Below are 19,114 nucleotides of genomic sequence, written 5' to 3'. Positions count from 1 at the left end.
CGCACCGGTGCCGCCGGTCAGCCACCGGTGGACTCCCGCACCACCAGCCGGAACGGACCGGCGAACTCCTCCCGCTCCGGTCCCGGGCCGCCCCGCTCGATGCGGGCCGCCAGCAGGGCGACCGCGCGCTCGGCCATCAGGTCGTGGTCCGGGTCGACGGTGGACAGGGAGGGGACGAGGTACGCGCTCTCGTCGACGTTGTCGAAGCCGATCACCTTGACCCGCTCCGGCACCCGGATCCCGGCGTCGGCGAGCGCGCGCAGCACGCCCATGGCGACCGTGTCCGTCACACAGAACACCCCGTCGAAGCCGAGGCCCTGCGCCATCCGCTCCCGGACGCCGCGGGCGGCCTCCTGCATGGTGAGCGACTCGGCGGGCACCACCAGCTCCGGGTCCGCCGGCAGCCCCGCGGCCGCCAGCGCCCGCAGATACCCGGCGTGCCGCAGGCTCGACACATCGACCTCACCGCCCAGCCGCCCGCACACGACGGCGATCCGCCGGCAGCCCCGCTCCACGAGATGGCGTGTCGCGGCCTCGGCGGCGGCCTCGTTCGGCATGGCGACATGGTCGACGGGCCCGCCGAAGATCCGCTCCCCGAGGATCACCACCGGATGGTCGACGTCGAGCGCCCCGACATCGGCCGGGCCCATGCCGACCGTGCTCAGGATGAGACCGTCGTAGAGCCGGTTGCGGGACAGGGAGAGAGCCGCCAGCTCGCTCTCCCGGCGGGCGCCGGTCTGCTCGATGCTCACCCGCAGGCCGTGCCGGTCGGCCGCCGCGATGATCGAGGCGGCCAGCCGGCCGTAGTACGGGCGGTTGATCTCGGGGACGGCCAGGCCGATGGTCCCGGTACGGCCCTTGCGCAGATTGCGGGCGGCCACGTTGACCCGGTAGCCGAGCCGGTCCATCGCCTCCAGGACCCGCTCCCGGGTGGCCGGGCGGACGTTGGGGTGCCCGTTCATCACGTTCGAGACGGTCATCGCCGACACCCCGGCCGCCTTCGCCACGTCCTGGATCGTCGCCACACTCACTCCCGCCGGCTGTCCTCGGCAAGACGATAGAGGGCGGCACCGTGGGCGGGCAGCACGGCGACCAGCTCTCGGCCGTCGTGCGCGGTGTCGGTGCCGGTCCACAGCTCCCGGACGCGGTCGTGAGGAGTGGCTCCGACCGACCCCAGCGGCACCTCGACACGCCGCTCCTCGTCCGCGAGCGAGAACACCGCCGCGTACCGGGTGTGCCCGTCGGTGTCCCGGGCGGTCCACAGCACCAGGTCCCGCTCCCGCAGCACCTCCTGGTTGCCGGTGCTGTGCCACAGGACGTCGAGGGCCTCGTCGTTGGTGAGCAGCGCGATGGTCCCGGGCGGGGAGGTGGGCAGGTCGCCGCCCATCATCAGCGGGGAGCGGGAGATGAACCAGAGGGTGAGCAGGCTGACCTGCTCGGGGTGGGTGAGTGCGGACTGGCGGTCCGCGCCGCGCTCGGCACGGATCCCGATGTGGCCGAGCGGCAGCATGTCGGCGTCCGCCCAGCCCTGCCCGCCCTGCCAGGGAGCCCAGCGGGCCATCCGCGCGAACTGCGCCTCGACGTCCTCCCAGCGATCCCACAGGTCGTCGCAGACCCGCCACATGGTCGCGTGCTCCCGGAGGTGGTCCAGGCGGGCGACGGACATGTCGGTACCGGGGGAGAGGCTCAGCTCGATGGGCCGTCCGCTGCCTCGGACGGCCCGGGCGTAGGCGGCGATCTCCCGCTCGTGGTACGGGAAGAGCATGTCGTCGGCCTTGACGAAGTCGACGCCCCAGGCGGCGAACTGGGCGACCTGGGAGTCGTAGTAGGCCTGGGCGCCGGGGTGGTCGTGGTCCAGGCCGTAGTTGTCGGAGTTCCAGGGGCACACGGAGCCGGTGTCGGCCACGTCCGCGGCCGTGAACTCCGTACCGAGCACGGGCAGTCCGGCCTCGACCGCGCGCCGCGGGATGCCCCGCATGATGTGCAGCCCGAACCGCAGGCCCATGCCGTGCACCCGCGCGGCCAGCGGCCCGAACCCCGCCCCGCCCGCGGCGGAGGGGAACCTGTTGGGGGCGGGGAGCTGGCGGCCGTGGCCGTCGAGGACGAGCGGGGCGTCCGGGTTGTAGCCGTGCGCCCGAGCGGTGGGCTCGTACCACTGGATGTCGACGACGACGGTGTCCCAGCCGTGCGGGAGCAGGTGCTCGCGCATGAACTCGGCGTTGGCGAGGACCTCTTCCTCGGTGACGGTGGTGCCGTAGCAGTCCCAGCTGTTCCAGCCCATGGGCGGCCGCAGATGCCGGGCGGGCAGCGGACGTGCGGATCGGGTCATGTGCGCGCTCCTGCGGGTCAGTGCCGGTCCAGGGGGGCCTGGACGGTCACGAACGAGTGGGGCGGGAGGGTGAGGCGCAGTCCGCCGGCGGTCACGGACACGCCGTCGAAGGCCCGGGGGGAGACGGCCGACGACTCCTCGGGGGTGTTGTGGGCCTGGAGCTTGTCGGCCGTGAGGATCCGGGCGGCCGGCTCGCCGAGGGCGCCGCCGCGCAGGTCGAGGGTGACCTCGGCCGGTTCCTCCGCGTCCAGGTTGCTCAGCGAGATCAGGACCGCGCCGTCCTTGACGCTGGCCGAGGCGGACACCGTCTCCAGTTCCGCGTCCCCGACCCTGTGCCGGGTGCCCTCGCCGCGCAGGTGCACGGGGAGCGACGTGGCGTCCTGGTGGCCCTTGTTCATCTCGAAGACGTGGTAGGTCGGGGTCAGGACCAGGGCGTCGCCGTCGGTGAGGAGCATGGCCTGGAGCACGTTGACGGTCTGGGCGATGTTGGCCATGTGCAGGCGGGCCGCGTGCCTGTGGAAGATGTCGAAGTGGGTGCTCGCGACCAGCGCGTCGCGCAGGGCGTTCTGCTGGAAGAGGAAGCCGGGATCGGTGCCGGGTTCCACGTCCCACCAGGTGCCCCACTCGTCCAGGACGAGGCCGACGGTACGCCCCGGGTCGTAGACGTCCATGACCGTGGAGTGGCCGGTCAGGATGCGGTCGATGCGGTGGGCCGAGAGCATCGTCCGGTAGTAGTCGTCGGTGTCGAACCCGGTCGCGCTGCCCTTGGCCTCCCAGGGGCCGGAGAGCGTGTAGTAGTGGACGGAGATGCCCTGGAAGAAGTTCTTCGGGGTGGCCTCGCAGCCGAAGCAGCTGATCTGCTGCATCAGGGTCTCGGTCCACTTGTAGTCGGCGTCGGAGGCACCGGAGGCGATCCGGTAGAGCTGGTTGTCGCCGTGGTCGCGGCAGTAGGTGGCGTACTGGCGGGCCAGGTCGGCGGAGTACTCGGCGCGCATGTTGCCGCCGCAGCCCCAGGTCTCGTTGCCGATGCCCCAGTACTTCACGCGCCACGGCTCCTCGCGGCCGTTCTCCTTGCGCAGCCGCACCATCGGGCTGTCGCCGTCCCGGGTGAGGTACTCCACCCACTCGCTCATCTCGCGGACGGTGCCGGAGCCGACGTTGCCGCTGATGTAGGGCTCGGCGCCGAGGAGTTCGCACAGGGCCATGAACTCGTGGGTGCCGAAGTGGTTGTTCTCCTCGACGTTGCCCCAGTGCGTGTTGACCATCCGGGGCCGCTGCTCGCGCGGGCCGATCCCGTCCCGCCAGTGGTACTCGTCGGCGAAACAGCCGCCCGGCCAGCGCAGGTTGGGGATGTCCAGGGCGCGCAGGGCCGCCACCACGTCGAGGCGGATGCCGCCCTCGTTGGGGACGGAGGAGTCCTCGCCGACCCAGAAGCCGCCGTAGACGCAGCGGCCGAGGTGTTCGGCGAAGTGGCCGTAGAGGTGGCGGCTGATCGTCGGGCCCTCGATGTCGAGGTTGATGATCGCGGTGGCGGTGGGCACGCGGGCACTCCCGTCCGGACGGCTCGTTCGATATACGGAACATAGTTCGTGAGCTCGGTTGTATCGATAAAAAACTGCCATCGGGCCGTGATCGCGTCAAGAGTGCGAACAGCCCGGCCCCCCTGTGGGTACAGGGGGGCCGGGCTGCCGAAAGGTGCGGGGCGTCAGACCGCCGGGGACGGGAAGGTCGGGTACTCCACGCCCGAGACGTGCTGAACGACCCGGACCACCTGGCAGGAGTAGCCGAACTCGTTGTCGTACCAGAGGTAGAGGATCGCGTTGTCGCCCTCCACCTTCAGGGCGCCGGCGTCGACGATCGACGCGTGGCGCGAGCCGATGAAGTCGCTGGAGACCGCGTCCGGGGCGGTGATGAAGTCGATCTGGCGCTTCAGCGGCGAGGTCAGCGAGACCTCGCGGAGGTAGTCGATGACCTCTTCGCGGGAGGCCTCGCGGGCCAGCTGGAGGTTGAGGATGGCGATCGACACGTCCGGCACCGGGACCCGGATCGAGCTGCCGGTGATCCGCGCCTTGAGGTCGGGCAGTGCCTTCGCCACGGCGGAGGCGGCGCCGGTCTCGGTGATGACCATGTTGAGCGGCGCGGACCGGCCGCGGCGCTCGGACTTGTGGTAGTTGTCCAGCAGGTTCTGGTCGTTGGTGAACGAGTGCACGGTCTCCACGTGCCCGCGCAGCACCCCGTACTCGTCGGCCATCGCCTTCAGCGGCGGCACGATCGCGTTCGTGGTGCAGGACGCGCAGGACAGGATCTGCTCGTCCGGCTTGACGGTGTCGTGGTTGACGCCGTGCACGATGTTCGGGACGTCACCCTTGCCCGGCGCGGTCAGCACGACCTTCTCGATCCCCGGGCGCAGGTGCTTCGACAGGCCCTCGCGGTCCCGCCACTTGCCCGTGTTGTCGATGAGGATCGCGTCCCGGATGCCGTACTCCGTGTAGTCCACGGCGCTCGGGTCGTCGGCGTAGATCACCTTGATCTCGTTGCCGTTGGCGAGGATCGTGCTGCTCTCCTCGTCCACGGTGATCGTGCCCTGGAACTGGCCGTGGATGGAGTCGCGGCGCAGCAGCGAGGCGCGCTTGACGATGTCCTCGCCGCCCGCGCCGCGCACCACGATGGCCCGCAGCCGCAGCCCGTTGCCCGAGCCGGCCTTCTCGATGAGCAGCCGGGCGACCAGACGGCCGATGCGGCCGAAGCCGTACAGGACGACGTCCCGCGGCTCCCGGCGGTCGATCTTGTTGGCGCCGGTGGCCCCGGCGACCGCCTCCGCGGTGAACGCCTCCACGCTCAGGCCCCGGTCGTCGGCCTTGTGGGTCGCGGCGAGCATGCCGATGTCGATCTGGGAGGGGCCGAGGTCGAGCGTGGTGAGCGCCCGCAGGAACGGCATCGTCTCGGTGACCGACAGCTCGGCACCGTCGATCTGGCGGGCGAAGCGGTGCGTCTTGAGGATGCTGACCACCGACTTGTTCACCAGGGAGCGGCTGTGGAGGAGGACCGTCACGTCCCGCTCCCGGTGCAGCTTCCCGATGAGCGGGATCATCGACTCCGCGATCTCCTCGCGGTTCTTCCAGTTGGTGAACGAGTCGTCGTTGACAGTCACAGACCTGAATCTCTCGATCGAGCTGGGTGGCGCTCATATGCTAAACCGGCCGGTGAATGATCGATCAAGGGGGTCCGGGTGTGATGCGGGTCGCGAAGTTCTGAACCCGGGCGGAAGACCGTAAGAAACCTCCGTGCCGTGTTGCGCCGCCGCGGGCCGCTGCCGAAGGTCGGAGCGTGAGCACGTCCTCCGTCCCGCGGCCCGAGTCCGCCGCGCAGACCGGTCCCGCCCACCCCGCACCCGACCGCCGCACCCCGTCCGGCCTGCTGCCCGCCCTCGTCCTGTTCACGGCGGTCCGGCTCGCCGGAGTCGCCGCCGTCGCCGCGGCGAACCACGCCATGGGGCGACCCCTGGTCAGGAACCTGGCCCACGCCTGGGACGCCCGCTGGTACCAGCACATCGCCACCTACGGCTACGGCGACCTCATCGAGATCACCCGCCAGGGAGCCGTCCAGACCGACTGGGCGTTCTTCCCGCTGTACCCGGGGCTCATCCGCGCCGTGACGACGGTCCTGCCCCTCACCCCCGGCAAGGCCGCGTTGATCGTCGCCTGGGCCGCCGCCGTCGTCGCCGCGTGGGGCATCCACCGGGTCGGCGACCACCTGTACGGCCGAGCCGTGGCCGGCGCGCTCGTCGTCCTGTGGGCCGTACTGCCCCAGTCGGTCGAACTCACCATCGCCTACACCGAGTCCCTCTTCTCGGCCCTCGCGGTCTGGTCCCTGTACTGCGTGCTCAAGGGCCGCTGGCTGTGGGCCGGCTGCCTGGCCGCGCTGGCCGGGCTCTCCCGCCCCAGTGGCTTCGCGGTCGCGGCCGCCGTCCTGGCCGCGGGCGGGTACGAAGCGGTACGGCGACGAGGCCGCGTCCCACTCGCCCTGTGGGCCGGCTGCCTGCTCGCCCCGCTCGGCTGGCTCGGCTACGTCCTGTGGGTCGGGCAGCGCACCGGCGACCTCCTGCACGGCTACTTCGAGGTGCAGCGCGCCTGGAGCTCCCGGTTCGACTTCGGCGCGGGCTCACTGCGCTTCCTCAAGGGCCTGCTGCTGCACGGCGGCGGCTTCGTCTACGCGGCGGACCTGGTGATCGTCGCCGCGGGGCTGCTGCTCTTCTGCCTCCTCTGCCTGGACCGGGCCCCGCTGGTCCTGGTGGTCTTCGCGGGCGTCCTGGTCCTGCTGGTCGTCGGAGGCTCGGGCTCCTTCTCGTCCAAGCCCCGCTTCCTGCTCCCCGCCTTCCCTCTCCTGATCCCGCTCGCCCGCGCCCTGGTCGGCAGCCGGCGCGTACGCCCCGCCCAGACCGCCCTTGTCGTCGGCGCCCTGGCCGCGGTCTCGCTGCTGTTCGGGGCCTATGTGATGGCCGTCGCCCGCTCACCCCTGTGACGTCCAGGCGCCCCTCAGGTCGGTGGCCACGTCGAGCAGCAGGGTCCGGAAGACGTCCGCCAGCGGGGTGAGCGCGGTGTCGGACCGCGTCACGGCGTGCAGGTCGCGGTGGAGCGGCGGGTCGGCCAGCGGGCGGTGCGTGGTGCCCGGGACCCGGGTGAGGGCCAGCCGGGAGACGAGCGCGACGCCGTAGCCGGTGCCGACGAGTGCCTGGGCCAGGTCGTACGACGCCGTCTGGAACCGGATCCTGGGGGTGAAACCGGCACCGATCGCCGCCCGGTCGAGCTGCTCGCGGGCGGCGTGTCCGGCGAGGATGGTCACCCAGGCCTCGTCCCGGAGCTGCTCGAGGCGCAGGGGTGTGCCGTCGGGGGAACCGGTGACCAGGGGGTGGTCCTCGGGCAGCACGACGACCATGGGGTCCCGCAGCAGCGTGTGCACGGTGATGTGCGGGGGCGGCTCCGGGGGAAGCGCCCAGGAGGCGATCACCGCGACGTCGAGTTCGCCCGCCGCGACCCGCTCGACGCCGCGGTCGGACAACAGGTCCTCCACCGACACGTCGGCGTTCGGATACCGGTGGCGCAGCGCAGTCAGGGCGGGCGGGAGCAGATGCAGGGCGGCGGCCAGGAACGCGCCCACCCGCAGCCGCAGCGACAGCCGGCCGAGGAGCGCGGCGAGCCGCTCGCCGGCCTGTTCCGTCTGTTCGTCGACGACCCGTCCGTGCTCCGCGAGCAGCGCGCCGGCCACCGTGAGGGACGCGCCGCGCGGCCCGCGCACCACCAGCGGTGCGTTCCAGTCCCGCTCCGCCCGGGCCACCTGCTGAGTCACCGCGGCGGGGGTCACGCCGAGGGCGTGGGCGGCGCCGGTGAGCGAACCGTGGCGTTCGATCAGGGCGAGCAGGCGCAGCTGTCCCGGATCCGAGGTCATCGTCACTAAATAATCTTAATGCTGACCGGCAGTGTGCTGACTTCTCTTCATGCACCCCGCGCGTCAGCCTGGTGGCGGATCATTCACCGCGCCCAGTGAGGAGGCCGACGACCCGTGCCCGTCCATCTGCCCCTGTTCGTGATCACCACCTGGCTGCTGGCCATGCTCCCGGGCGCCGGGCAGGCACTGATGATCAGGCAGATCCTGGCATTCGGCCCACGACCGGCCCGGGCCACCATCGCGGGCAACGCCACCGGGCTGCTCGTCTGGTCGACCGCCGCCGCCGTGGGCCTCTCCGCCGTGCTCCTGGCCAACCCGCACGCCTATCTGGTGGTACGCCTCGCGGGCGGAGTGGTGCTGTTCGCGCTGGGGCTCAACACCCTCAGGGCGGCGGCGAAGCAGGGCGTCGCCCGGATCGACCCGGGCGGCGGGACGGCCGGTCCCGGCGGTCTCCGGAGCGCGTACGGAGCCGGGCTGGGCACGACGCTGGGCAACCCGAAGGCCGGGGTGTTCGCCGTGTCGGTGCTGCCCCAGTTCGTCACGGCCGACGGTCCCGTCCTGCTGAGCAGCATCGCGCTGGGCGTCCTGTGGGCCGTCGTCAACGTCTGCTGGTACCTGGTCTTCACCTGGGCCGTGGGCCGGGGCCGGGCCCTGGTGTCCCGGCCGGCGGTGCGGCGCGCGCTGGACGTCGTCACCGGCGTGGTGCTGTGCGGTCTCGGCGTGGCGGTGGCCGGCGGAGTCTGACCGGAACGGGCGGCGCCGATCACCACGACGTGGTCGGCGCCGCCTGAGAGCTGAACGGACCGCGGTCTAGCGGGGGTTGAAGACCACGCTGGCGAAGCGGACGCTGCCGGACGCCGAGTGCCCGGGGGCGACCCGGTGCTGGGTGCCCTTGCACTTCGCCCTGCTGTAGACGACGAGCGCCTTCTTCGTGGCGTTCTGCGGCCCGCGCGCCTCCTGCGCCATCTCGAGGCACTTGCGGTCCGGCGGGTTCTGGATGGCGTACGCCTTGCCCTTCGGCCCCACCCAGACGAACGTCCCGTCGGCGGCGGACGCCGGTCCCATGGTGATGACGGTGAGGGCGAGCCCGCCGAGAGCGACGGCGAGCGGGCGGAGGAGACGCATCGTGAAGTCCTTCGTGAACGGTGAAAGCGGTGACCGACGGGGACCTCGGGTACACCGAGTCCCGGCGCCATCACACACCGTAACCGCACTCGTATGTCCGAACGACACGGAAACGTCCCACGTCCGGGGGACGCCTGTCGGCGTGTCGTGACGCCCGGCCCGGCCTGCCGGAGGCTCACACGAACGCCACGACCAGGGCGACCGCGACGGTGAGCGCCGACAGTCCGACCATCGCGGTCCGCCAGCCGAACGACGGCGGCGGTGCCGGGGGAGCCGGGTCGGGGACGCCCTCGCCCAGGTGGGGACTGTCCAGCCAGTAGGCGTCGGACAGTTGGGCGAAGGAAGGTGTGTCACTGAGGCCCATGCCTGTTCCAACGTCCAGGACGCGCACGGGAGTCGGCGGGACCGGTGTCATCACACCATCGGGGCAATCCGGTTCCCCGCGATTCCTTGCCGGAATTGCGGGATATAAGAGTACATTCCTCACCATCGCTTGAGGGAGATCGCACCGGCGGACGGGGCAAGGGATGAGCACGGACGACCGCGGCACGGTGACGACCGGGATCGCACGACTGCACGCGGCGCCCGCACTCGCCGGGCCCGGCCGCTTCGCGCTCGTGACCAACCACACCGGTGTCCTGCCGGACCTGCGCCCGGCCGCACCCGCGCTGCTCGCGGCCGGCGCGCCCCTGGTCGCCCTGTTCGGTCCCGAACACGGACTGCACGGTACCGGCCAGGCCGGCGAGGGCGAGACAGCCCGGACGGATCCCGGCACCGGCCTGCCGGTTTACGACACCTACCGCCGCGACGGCGAGCGGCTCGACAAACTGCTGATCGACAGCGGCGTCGACGCCCTGGTCCACGACCTGCAGGACATCGGGGCCCGGTGCTACACCTACGTGTGGACCATGTTCGACCTGATGGTCTCGGCGGCCCGCACCGGCATCCGGTTCGTGGTCGCCGACCGGCCCAATCCGCTCGGCGGCCTCCTCAGCGAGGGCCCGCTGCTCGACCCGGCGTGGGCCGGCTTCGTCGGCCGCGCCCCCATCCCCGTCCGGCACGGCCTCACCTGCGGCGAACTCGCCCGGCACCTCAACGCCTCGGCCGTACCCCGAGCCGCGGGCCGCGCGGCCGACCTGACGGTGATCGAGGCCCTCGGCTGGCGGCGTGCCCAGGACGCCGCCGCCACCGGCCTGCCCTGGATCGCCCCCTCGCCGAACATCCCGACGCCCGCCACCGCCACCGTGTACCCCGGCACCAGCCTCTTCGAGGGCACGAACCTCTCGGAGGGCCGGGGCACCACCCAGCCCTTCGAGATCGTCGGCGCCCCCTACGTCGACGCCCGGTTCGCCCCCGCGCTCACCGAACTCGCCCTGCCCGGCGTGCACTTCCGCGACCTTCGGTTCGTGCCGGCCTTCCACAAACACGCCGGACGGCAGCTGCGCGGGGTCCAGCTCCACATCACCGACCGCGCGGCGTTCGCCCCCGTACGCACCGCCGTCGCGATGCTCGCCGTGCTGCGGCGGCTGTACCCGGACGACTTCGCCTGGCACACCACGGACGGTGGCGCCGAGGGGACCGGTCACCGTCACTTCGTCGACCTGCTGTGGGGATCCGACCGGCTGCGGCGCTCCGTCGACGCGGGCGACGACCCGCTGCCGCTGTGCGACCCGCCGGCCCCGCCCGCCCGATGGGCCGGCGACGACGCACTGCTCTACCCCTGACACGCGCCGGTCCGCCCCCTTGCCCCGTCGCCGCCTGCCCGACACTGCCGCTCGCTCGGAAGGACACCTCCGTCGATGACCGATCTCGCGACTCTCACGACGACGAACCGGACCGGGATCCGCGGTTTCCGCGCGGGTGACGGACCCCAGGTCGTGGCGGCGTGGCGGCGGAGCGCGCCGGCCGACCCCATCACCCCGGACCGCTTCCGCTCCCTGGTGCTGCTCGACCCCAACTTCGACCCGGAGGGGCTGCGGGTCGCCGTCGACGGCGAGCGGGTCGTCGGTGCCGCCTACGCGGTGCGCCGGCAGGTCCCGATGACCGGCACCGACCTGGAGCCGGAGCAGGGCTGGATCCCGTTCTTCTTCGTCGCCCCGGACGCCCGCGGGCACGGCCTCGGCCGCCGGCTCCTGACCGAGGCCCTCGACTGGCTGCACGGCCACGGCCGTACCAGGGTGGACTTCTCCTCGTACACCCCGAACTACGTCTTCCCCGGCCTGGACGCCGAGGCCTACCCCGAGGCGGCGGGCCTTCTCGACTCCCTGGGCTTTCGCACCCTGTACGAGGCGGCGGCGATGGACCGCGTCCTGGTCGGCCACCGCCTCCCGGACGACGTGGCGCTCCGGGTGGCCGAACTGACCGCGCGGGGCTACCGGTTCGGCACCCCGGCCGACGACGACCTGGTGGACCTCCTCGCCCTCGCCGGGAGTCACTTCGGGCCCGACTGGGCCTGCACGATCCGGGCGTGTCTGACCGCGGGCACGCCGCTCGACCGGATCGTCGTGGCCCGCGACCCCGGGGGCCGGATGGTCGGCTGGGCCATGCACGGGGCGTTCGACTCGGTGGACGAGCGGTTCGGGCCGATCGGCGTGCTGGAGGAGATGCGCGGCACCGGACTCGGCGAAGTCCTCCTCCACCTGGTCCTGGAGCGGATGCGGGCGCTCCGCGCGCACTCCGCGTGGTTCCTGTGGACCGGCGCGCAGTCCCCGGCGGGCCACCTCTACCGCAAGAGCGGCTTCACCACGACCCGGGTGTTCAAGGTGATGCGCAGGGAGGCCGCCCGGTGACACCGTCACTGAGCCGGCGTCACTTCGCACTCGCACTGCCCTCGGCGCTGCTCGCCTCCGGGTGTGCCGCCCCGCACCAGGGCACCGGGCGGCCCGGCGACCCGGTCGTCCTCACCCTGCTCTCCCACTACGCGAGCGGGGAGCTCAAGAAGGCTCTCCAGGCGCCGGTGGACGAGTGGAACGCCCTGCACGACCGGGTCAAGGTGCGGACGAAGGCCGTCGAGTTCACCGACCTGCTGACCACCGTCATGGTCCGGCAGGCCGCGGGCCAGGGCACGGACATCCTGCACCCGTACTGCCTGTGGAACGGCCAGCTCGTCCGCGCCGGGGTACTGCGGCCCGCGCCGCCCGAGCACGCCGCGGAGATCGGCCGCGGCTACGGCGCCGCCGCGGTCGGCTCCGCATCGGTGGCGGGCAAGATCTACGGCTACCCCACCGAGATGCAGACCTACGCCCTCTACTACAACAAGCGGCTGCTGCGCGAGGCCGGTGTCGACGGCCCGCCGCGCACCTGGCCCGAGCTGGAGGAGGCCGCCTACCGGACCGCCCGGCAGGACCGCTACGGCAACACGCTGGTCCAGGGGTTCGGCCTGTCGGCCTTCGACGACTCCACGACGGTCGGCCAGACCCTCGCCCTGCTCAACGCCGCCGGCGGGCGGTTCGTCTCGGCGGACGGCAGGCGCACCGCCATCGACTCGCCGGCCGGGCGCACCGTGTTCGAGCTGGAGCGCCGCCTCGTCGACAAGGGCGCGAGCGCCCCCGGCGTCAACGTCTACCAGGCCTTCGCCTCCGGACAGGTGGCCATGGTGATCAGCGCCGGCTGGTGGACCGCGAACCTGAAGGCGCTGATGGGCCCGGCCTACCGCGACGTCGGCGTCGCTCCCGTGCCCCTCCCCGAGGTGGACGGCAGGCGCGCCACGCTCTCCACCGGCTTCCTGCTCGGCGTCAACACCGCCAGCGAACACCCGCGCGAAGCCTGGGAGTTCCTGCGCTGGCTCAACGCCGACAAGGTGCGCGGCACGACCCGGATGAGCGCCCTGCAGGCGTCGGTCGGCTCCCTGACCGGCCGCGCCGACGACATGCGCAGGCTCCTCGGCACGGGCGGCGACCCGAACCTGCACCCGTTCCTGGACGCGCTGGCGTACGCCGTACCCGAACCGAACGTGCCCGGTGCGCAGCAGGCCAAGTCCCTGCTGCGCAAGAACATCGAGGCCCTGTGGACCGGCCAGCAGACGGTCGACGAGGCCCTGCGCTCCACCCGCCGCCAGGTCGACCAGGAGGTGGCGCGGTCATGGTGAACGCCACCCTGGCACCGGAGTCGACCGAACGGGCGGCGCGTGACAGGTCCGCATACGTCGGAGTCCGGCTCCGCGCCCGGCACCGGCGCCGCCAGGCGGTCGTCGCCTACCTCTTCCTGGCGCCGACGCTGCTGTTCTACGCCGTCTTCCTCGCTCTGCCGCTCGGCTTCGCGGTGCTGCTCTCGACGTCCCGGTGGGCCGGGTTCGACCTCGGCGACATCGATCCCGTCGGCCTGGACAACTTCGCCGGCCTGTTCGCCGACGGCTCGACGTTCCTGGCGCCGATCCTCACCAACACGCTGCTCTTCGCCCTGGGCACCGTCGCCCTCGCACTCTCCGGCTCCGTACTCGTCGCCACCTGCATCGACAAGCTGCGGTTCCAGGGGCTGTGGCGCACCCTGTACTTCCTGCCGATCGTCACGACCGTCGTCGCCGTCGGCAACGTCTGGAAGTACATGTACCAGCCGGGCGGCCTCGTCAACGGCGTCCTCAACGCCGTCGGCCTCGGCTCGGTGGCGTTCCTCCAGGACCCGGACACCGCGCTGCCCGCCGTGGTGGTCGTCCAGGCCTGGGCCTCCGTCGGCTCGGCCATCCTCGTCCTGACCGCCGGGCTGAAGTCCGTCCCCGAGTCGTACTACGAGGCCGCCGCACTCGACGGCGCCGGGCCCGTGACCGTGTTCTGGCGGATCACACTGCCGCTGCTGCGGCCGTCCCTGCTGTTCGTGTGCGTCACCCAGTTCCTCACCGGCCTCCAGTCCTTCGCGCTGATCATCGTGATGACCAAGGGCGGACCGGGCGACGCGACCAACGTGGCCGCGCTCGAGATGTACCGGCAGGCCTTCTCCTACGGCGACTGGGGCACCGCGAGCGCCGCCGCCTTCGTGCTGTTCGCGGTGGTCCTCGCGGTCACGCTGGTCCAGTTGTGGGTCTTCCGGCGCAAGGGGGAGGACGCGTGATCCGCCGCCGATTCCCGTGGCTGTCGTATCTGCTGGTGGTCACCGGCGCGGTGCTCACGGTGGTGCCGTTCGCCGACATGCTGATGACGTCCTTCAAGGGACCGGACGAGGCCGGCACGCTGCCCTACCGGTTCCTGCCGAAGGCGTTCGACCTGTCCAACTACCGGGCGGCGATCCACCAGCTCGACCTTCCGGTGCTCTTCCGCAACAGCGTCGTCGCCACCGCCACGATCACCGGCTCGGTGCTGCTCACGTCGTCGCTCGCGGGCTACGCGCTCGCCAAACTCCGGTTCCCCGGCCGGGACTTCGTCTTCCGGCTGGTGCTGTCGACGATGATGTTCCCGCCGTTCCTCTTCTTCATCCCGCACTTCCTGATCCTGGTGCACTGGCCGCTGGCCGGCGGCAACGACCTGCTCGGGCGCGGCGGCGCGGGACTGACCGTCAGCATCGTGGCGCTCGCCATGCCGTTCCTCGTCAGCAGCTTCGGGATCTTCCTGACCCGCCAGTTCATGGTCTCCATCCCGGACGAGGTCCTGGAGGCCGCGCGCATCGACGGCTGTGGCGAGTTCACCGTGTGGTGGCGGATCGTCGTCCCGCAGACCAAGCCGGTCCTGGTCACCCTCGGCCTGCTGACCTTCGTCGACGCCTGGAACGAGTACATCTGGGCCCTGCTCGTCTCCACCGCCAACCCGGACGTGATGACCCTGCCCGTCGGCATCCAGTTCCTCCAGGACTACGTCGACCCCACGCGCACGCTGCCCATCGTCATGGCCGGCCTGGTCCTGAGCGTCCTGCCGGTGCTGGTCCTCTTCCTGCTGCTGCAGAAGTACTACATCAGAGGCGTGATGCTCAGCGGCCTCAAGTGAGCGGATCCCGGCGGGTGACAGCAGCGTACGGCCGTCCGTGACCCGGGACGTCAGACCAGGTCGCTGATGACCGGGTGCGCCGACGACACCGGACAGGTGAAGATCCGCAGGGTCTCCTGGCTGCCGAGCCGCACGTCGGTGGGCTCGTCGCGGCATCCGCTCGGAGCCCAGCTCGCCGTACCGCCGTCCCATTCCTCGCCGGCCACCGCCGCCACGAACCGCATCTCGCTGCCGCACGCGTCGCACCGCACCGGCCCGAAACAGCCCTGGCCGTTCCAGGGCTCGTGTCCGCCCAGCTTCCAGCCCGGGGCGGTCGACAGCTCCCAGTGGTACCGGGGCTCGTAGTCCTCCGGGTCGTCCGTGGGATCGCCGAACATGGCCATCTCCCATGCGTCGACCCGGGCCTCGAACTCCTCGCCCAGGACGCCGGGGTGCGGATACTCGGTGACCGGCTCGGGCCGGATCAGACACGGCGTCGGCAGATACCCGGGCTCGCCGACGGCGATGGGTTCCGGCGGCGTCGCGAGGTCGCCCGAGACGTCACCGCTGTGCCGGTGGCGGACCTGGACGAAGGGACCGGCGATGCCGTTGTAGGGCACTGCCGCGCCGCCGTACCAGTGCTGGAACGGGCACCACAGGATCTGCAGGAGATCCGTGCCCGGCGGGAAGCCGTCGTACCAGGGCACATCCCGTGCGTACACCTGCAGGACCGGAAGCATGGGCCAGACCGCGTCGGCCGGGATCTCGTCCCAGGTGATCTCGCCGTGGTGGGCGAACTTCGCCGACCGCTCGCCACGGACGTTGTCCGGGCGGTGCGGCGGGCGGTGCCTCAGGTGCTCACCGCCCGGACAGACCGGCCACGGCTCGTCCGCCGGCCACGCCGACGGCCCGCCGACCGAACTCTCGTACGGGCCCGGGTGCGCTGGGTCCGGGTGCAGCCGGACCGCCGTTCTCGCGTGAACGGCCAGCTCGGGGAAGAAGGAGAGGACATCCAACGGCCGCGGCGGCGTCACCGGTCCGCTCATGGGTGCCGTCCCTGCCGCCGCCCGGTGCACTCGCCGGCCACCGTGGGCGCGGCCGGAAACCTCTCGATCACGCGCCGCATCATACGGTCCGCGGAAGTCCGCCGGCGCAGCGGCGGATGTCCGACCGCGCCGGGCCCGTCCTCCCGGGTGCGCGTGTGGCCGCTTCGCCGCGGGCGACGCACCGTGGCGACACAACCATGCGTCGCCGGGTTCGCGTGGACTCTATGCTCGTCCGATGCCGCGCGCCGCCGAAAGCCGGACGCGTCGGCCTCCATGTCGTCACAGTCGGTACAGGGGACTCGGTGCGTACACGATTCGCCGTGCTAGGACCCGTCCGGGCCTGGCGCGACGACACGGAACTGGTGCTCGGGCCGCCCAAGGAGCGTGCGCTGCTCGCGTTGCTGCTGACCGAGGCGGGGCATCCGGTCTCCGTCCACGAGATCGTCGACGCGCTGTGGGGCGAGGATCCGCCGGACAGTGCCGTGAACGTCGTCCAGCGCCACATCGGCGCACTGCGCCGGCTGCTCGAACCCGACCTCCCTGCCAGGGGCGAATCCCGCTGGCTGGTGCGCGGCTCGGGCGGATACCGCCTCGAAGTCGACGCCGACTCCCTCGACCTGCTCCGCTTCCGGGCGCTGCGACGGCAGGCGGACCAGGCGGCGCAGGACGGGCAACCGGCCACCGCCACCGAGCTGTTGATGGAGGCGCTGGCGCTGTGGCGCGGGCCCGCGGCCTCCGGCATCGCGGCCGAGGTACGGTCCCACCCGGCCTTCACCGCACTCGACGACGAGCATCTCGCCGCCGTCAAGGAGGCCGCCGAACTGGCCCTGGAGGCCGGCGGAGGCCTCGGTGCACGGGTCCTGGTGACGCTCCGGCAGGCCGCCGCCCAGCACCCCCTCGACGAAGGACTGCAGGCCAGACTGATCCTGGTGCTCGCCGCCACCGGGCACCAGGCCGAAGCCCTGGACGTCCACCGGACCGTACGCACCCGGCTCGCCGACGAACTGGGCGTACAGCCGGGCCCCGAACTGCAGGCCGCCCAACAGCGCGTCCTCGGCCGTACCCACACCCGGCCCGCGGGCACCGGGCCGGCCGAGTCCGGCGAGGACCCGGACCGGACGGGCGACGCCTTGGCGGTCCAGCCGGACGCCGTCCCCACCGTGCGCCCCGCCCAACTCCCCGTGGACCTGGCCGCCTTCACCGGCCGACGCGAGGAACTCGCCCGCGTCCAGGCACTGCTGCCCGCGACCGACGAACCGGCGTCGACGGTGGTGATCAGCGCCATCGGCGGCATGGCCGGCGTCGGCAAGACCACCCTCGCGGTGCACTGGGCGCACAGCGTCGCCGACCGTTTCCCGGACGGACAGCTCTACGTCAACCTGCGCGGCTTCCACCCGACCGGCTCGGTCATGAGCACGGCGGAGGCGATACGGTCCTTCCTCGACGCCTTCGGCATCCCCGCCCAGCGCATCCCCGCCGGCCTGGACGCCCAGGCCGCGCTCTACCGCAGCCTTCTCGCCGACCGACGGGTCCTCGTCGTCCTCGACAACGCACGGGACACCGAGCACGTCCGGCCCCTGCTGCCCGGCACGCCCGGCTCCATGGTCGTCGTCACCAGCCGCAACCAGCTCTACGGTCTGGTGGCCGGCGAGGGAGCGCACTCGCTGAGCCTGGACGTGCTCAGCGACGCGGACGCGCACGCGTTCCTGACCTGCCGGCTCGGTGCCGAACGGGTCGCGCGTGAACCCGCCGCCGTCGCGGAGATCATCGCCCTGTGCGGCCGGCTGCCGCTGGCGCTGGCCGTCGTCAGCGCCCGCGCGGTCGTGAACCCGACGTTCCCGCTCGCGTCCGTCGCCGCCGAACTGCACGACAGCGAGGAGAGCCTCGACGCCTTCGCCGGCGAGGCCCCGGCCGCGGACGCGCGCAGCGCGTTCTCCTGGTCGTACCAACTCCTCACCCCCGCGGCCGCCCGCGTGTTCCGCCTGCTCGCCCTGCATCCGGGCCTCGACTGCGCGCTCGCCGCCGTCGCCAGCCTGGCCGGGCAGCGGATCGGCCAGGTCCGGCCGCTGCTCGCGGAGCTGGCCCGCGCCCACCTGATCTCGGAGCCCGTGCCGGGCCGCTACGGCTGCCACGAGCTGCTGCGCGCCTACGCCGGCGAACTGGCCCCGACGCAGGAAACGGTGCAGGAGCTGGCCGCCGCCCGGCGCCGCATGCTCGACCACTACCTGCACGGCGTGCACGCGGCCGACAGCCTCCTCGCACCCAGCCGGGAACGCATCCGGCTACGGCCCCACGCACCCGGCGTGACCGTCCCGCGGCTGGCCGACCAGGCAGCCGCGGACCACTGGCTGGAGACCAACCGGTCCGTCCTGCTAGCGGTGATCGAGCAGGACGCCCGGCACGGCAGCGGCGAACACAGCTGGCAGCTGGCCGCGACCCTGGAGCTGTACCTGGACCGCATCGGGCGCTGGGAGGAGCAACTCGGCGCACAGACCACGGCCGTCGGGGCCGCCCAACGCCTGGGCGACATACACGGCCAGGCGTACGGGCACCGGGCGCTCGGCTTCGTCAGCGGCCGTTTCGAGCGGTGGGACGAAGCCGACGCGCACCTGTCGCGCGCCCTGGAGCTGTTCGGCGAGATCGGCGACCAGGCCGGCCAGGGCAGGACCCACCGCTACGCCGCCTTCCTCGCCAACCGGCGCGGACGCCACGCGGCGGCCCTGGACCATTACGCCCGGGCGAGCGCCCTCTACCGGGAGGCCGGACAGCGAGGCGTCGAGGCGGTGATCGCCAACGAGGTCGGCTGGACGTACATCCTGATGGGCAGGTACGAGGACGCCCTGGAGGAGTGCGGCCGGGCGCTCCAGGTCCACCGGGAGACGGGCGACCGCAACGGCGAGGCCGCCGCCTGGGACAGCCTCGGCTACGCCCACCACCACCTCGACCACCACGACCGCGCGCTGGACTGCTACCGGCACGCGCTGGAGCTGTACCGGGAGATCCGCGACCGCTATCTGGAGGCCGACACGCTGGTGCACATCGGCGACGCCCACCGCGCGGCCGGCGACGCCGCGCAGGCCGCGCACGCCTGGCGCGAAGCGCTCGGCATCCTGGAGGAGATCGACCACCCGGAGGCCACGGACCTCCGCGAGCGGCTGAAGGACCTCGCCGCACCCGGTCCGGCCCCACGTCGGTAACCACACGTCAGTAAACCGTCAGAGTTCCGGAAGCGGGCCCTGCCTACGCTCCCCGCTCCGCTCCGTCCGGAGCCGGAGGTGCGT

Annotated in this window: 16 protein-coding genes; 8 read left to right on the top strand and 8 right to left on the bottom strand. The window is 72.3% G+C overall.

Annotation, left to right across the window (positions count from 1 at the left end; translation table 11 throughout):
• Window positions 1–17 precede the first annotated feature (17 nt).
• From ABT137_RS39260 to ABT137_RS39245, 4 genes are all read right to left on the bottom strand, one after another.
• Window positions 18–1,025 carry a LacI family DNA-binding transcriptional regulator gene (locus ABT137_RS39260; RefSeq protein ID WP_351716397.1) on the bottom strand — a complete coding sequence of 336 codons (1,008 nt, stop codon included), beginning with the start codon at window positions 1,023–1,025 and terminating at the stop codon, window positions 18–20.
• A gap of 2 nt (window positions 1,026–1,027) precedes the next feature.
• Window positions 1,028–2,329, bottom strand: a complete 1,302-nt coding sequence (locus ABT137_RS39255) for a glycoside hydrolase family 27 protein (protein WP_351716395.1) — start codon at window positions 2,327–2,329, stop codon at window positions 1,028–1,030.
• Window positions 2,330–2,346: 17 nt separating this feature from the next.
• A complete protein-coding gene (locus tag ABT137_RS39250) occupies window positions 2,347–3,870 on the bottom strand; it encodes an alpha-N-arabinofuranosidase (protein ID WP_351716393.1) in 1,524 nt (507 codons plus the stop codon).
• A gap of 164 nt (window positions 3,871–4,034) precedes the next feature.
• Window positions 4,035–5,480, bottom strand: a complete 1,446-nt coding sequence (locus tag ABT137_RS39245; RefSeq protein ID WP_351716392.1) for a glyceraldehyde-3-phosphate dehydrogenase — start codon at window positions 5,478–5,480, stop codon at window positions 4,035–4,037.
• Between the two features lie 176 nt (window positions 5,481–5,656).
• On the opposite strand from ABT137_RS39245, the gene ABT137_RS39240 reads away from it, so the two are divergent.
• Window positions 5,657–6,850, top strand: coding sequence for a putative hexosyltransferase (locus tag ABT137_RS39240; protein WP_351716390.1), 1,194 nt, complete (start codon window positions 5,657–5,659; stop codon window positions 6,848–6,850).
• On the opposite strand, the gene ABT137_RS39235 is transcribed toward ABT137_RS39240, so the two are convergent.
• The gene (locus ABT137_RS39235; RefSeq protein WP_351716448.1) at window positions 6,839–7,774 is read right to left on the bottom strand and encodes a LysR family transcriptional regulator; all 936 of its coding nucleotides are present in this window, start codon (window positions 7,772–7,774) and stop codon (window positions 6,839–6,841) included. The two genes, ABT137_RS39240 and ABT137_RS39235, sit on opposite strands and share 12 nt — an antisense overlap.
• A 114-nt stretch (window positions 7,775–7,888) precedes the next feature.
• On the opposite strand from ABT137_RS39235, the gene ABT137_RS39230 reads away from it, so the two are divergent.
• Window positions 7,889–8,518, top strand: a complete 630-nt coding sequence (locus tag ABT137_RS39230) for a LysE family translocator (RefSeq protein ID WP_351716388.1) — start codon at window positions 7,889–7,891, stop codon at window positions 8,516–8,518.
• 66 nt (window positions 8,519–8,584) lie between these two features.
• Here the strand turns inward: ABT137_RS39230 and ABT137_RS39225 are convergent, their stop codons facing one another.
• Both ABT137_RS39225 and ABT137_RS39220 read right to left on the bottom strand, forming a co-directional pair.
• Complete coding sequence (locus ABT137_RS39225; protein ID WP_351716385.1) at window positions 8,585–8,899, bottom strand: hypothetical protein; 315 nt, start codon at window positions 8,897–8,899, stop codon at window positions 8,585–8,587.
• 175 nt (window positions 8,900–9,074) lie between these two features.
• Window positions 9,075–9,263, bottom strand: a complete 189-nt coding sequence (locus ABT137_RS39220; protein ID WP_351716383.1) for a hypothetical protein — start codon at window positions 9,261–9,263, stop codon at window positions 9,075–9,077.
• Window positions 9,264–9,426: 163 nt separating this feature from the next.
• Here ABT137_RS39220 and ABT137_RS39215 point away from each other — a divergent pair, with 163 nt between their 5' ends.
• From ABT137_RS39215 to ABT137_RS39195, 5 genes are all read left to right on the top strand, one after another.
• Window positions 9,427–10,623, top strand: coding sequence for an exo-beta-N-acetylmuramidase NamZ family protein (locus ABT137_RS39215; protein WP_351716381.1), 1,197 nt, complete (start codon window positions 9,427–9,429; stop codon window positions 10,621–10,623).
• A 75-nt stretch (window positions 10,624–10,698) separates the two neighbouring features.
• Window positions 10,699–11,688 (top strand): GNAT family N-acetyltransferase, encoded by a 990-nt coding sequence (locus tag ABT137_RS39210; protein ID WP_351716379.1) that lies wholly within the window; start codon window positions 10,699–10,701, stop codon window positions 11,686–11,688.
• Complete coding sequence (locus ABT137_RS39205) at window positions 11,685–12,986, top strand: ABC transporter substrate-binding protein (RefSeq protein WP_351716376.1); 1,302 nt, start codon at window positions 11,685–11,687, stop codon at window positions 12,984–12,986. Before ABT137_RS39210 ends, ABT137_RS39205 begins: the two co-directional genes overlap by 4 nt.
• The gene (locus ABT137_RS39200; RefSeq protein WP_351716374.1) at window positions 12,980–13,942 is read left to right on the top strand and encodes a carbohydrate ABC transporter permease; all 963 of its coding nucleotides are present in this window, start codon (window positions 12,980–12,982) and stop codon (window positions 13,940–13,942) included. The genes ABT137_RS39205 and ABT137_RS39200 overlap by 7 nt, the downstream gene beginning before the upstream one ends.
• Entirely contained in the window at window positions 13,939–14,808 is an 870-nt protein-coding gene (locus ABT137_RS39195) for a carbohydrate ABC transporter permease (protein ID WP_351716373.1), read from the top strand. The genes ABT137_RS39200 and ABT137_RS39195 overlap by 4 nt, the downstream gene beginning before the upstream one ends.
• Window positions 14,809–14,858: 50 nt before the next feature.
• On the opposite strand, the gene ABT137_RS39190 is transcribed toward ABT137_RS39195, so the two are convergent.
• The gene (locus tag ABT137_RS39190; RefSeq protein WP_351716371.1) at window positions 14,859–15,833 is read right to left on the bottom strand and encodes a hypothetical protein; all 975 of its coding nucleotides are present in this window, start codon (window positions 15,831–15,833) and stop codon (window positions 14,859–14,861) included.
• Window positions 15,834–16,153: 320 nt separating this feature from the next.
• Between ABT137_RS39190 and ABT137_RS39185 the strand changes: the two genes are divergently transcribed.
• Window positions 16,154–19,030, top strand: a complete 2,877-nt coding sequence (locus tag ABT137_RS39185; RefSeq protein ID WP_351716369.1) for an AfsR/SARP family transcriptional regulator — start codon at window positions 16,154–16,156, stop codon at window positions 19,028–19,030.
• The last annotated feature ends 84 nt before the right edge of the window (window positions 19,031–19,114 follow it).

This window comes from Streptomyces sp. NPDC001980 (assembly GCF_040296885.1).
In the GTDB taxonomy this organism is placed as follows: Bacteria; Actinomycetota; Actinomycetes; order Streptomycetales; family Streptomycetaceae; genus Streptomyces.
The sequence above is the reverse complement of the archived record's forward strand: the minus strand, read 5'-3'. Positions and strand labels throughout refer to the sequence as shown.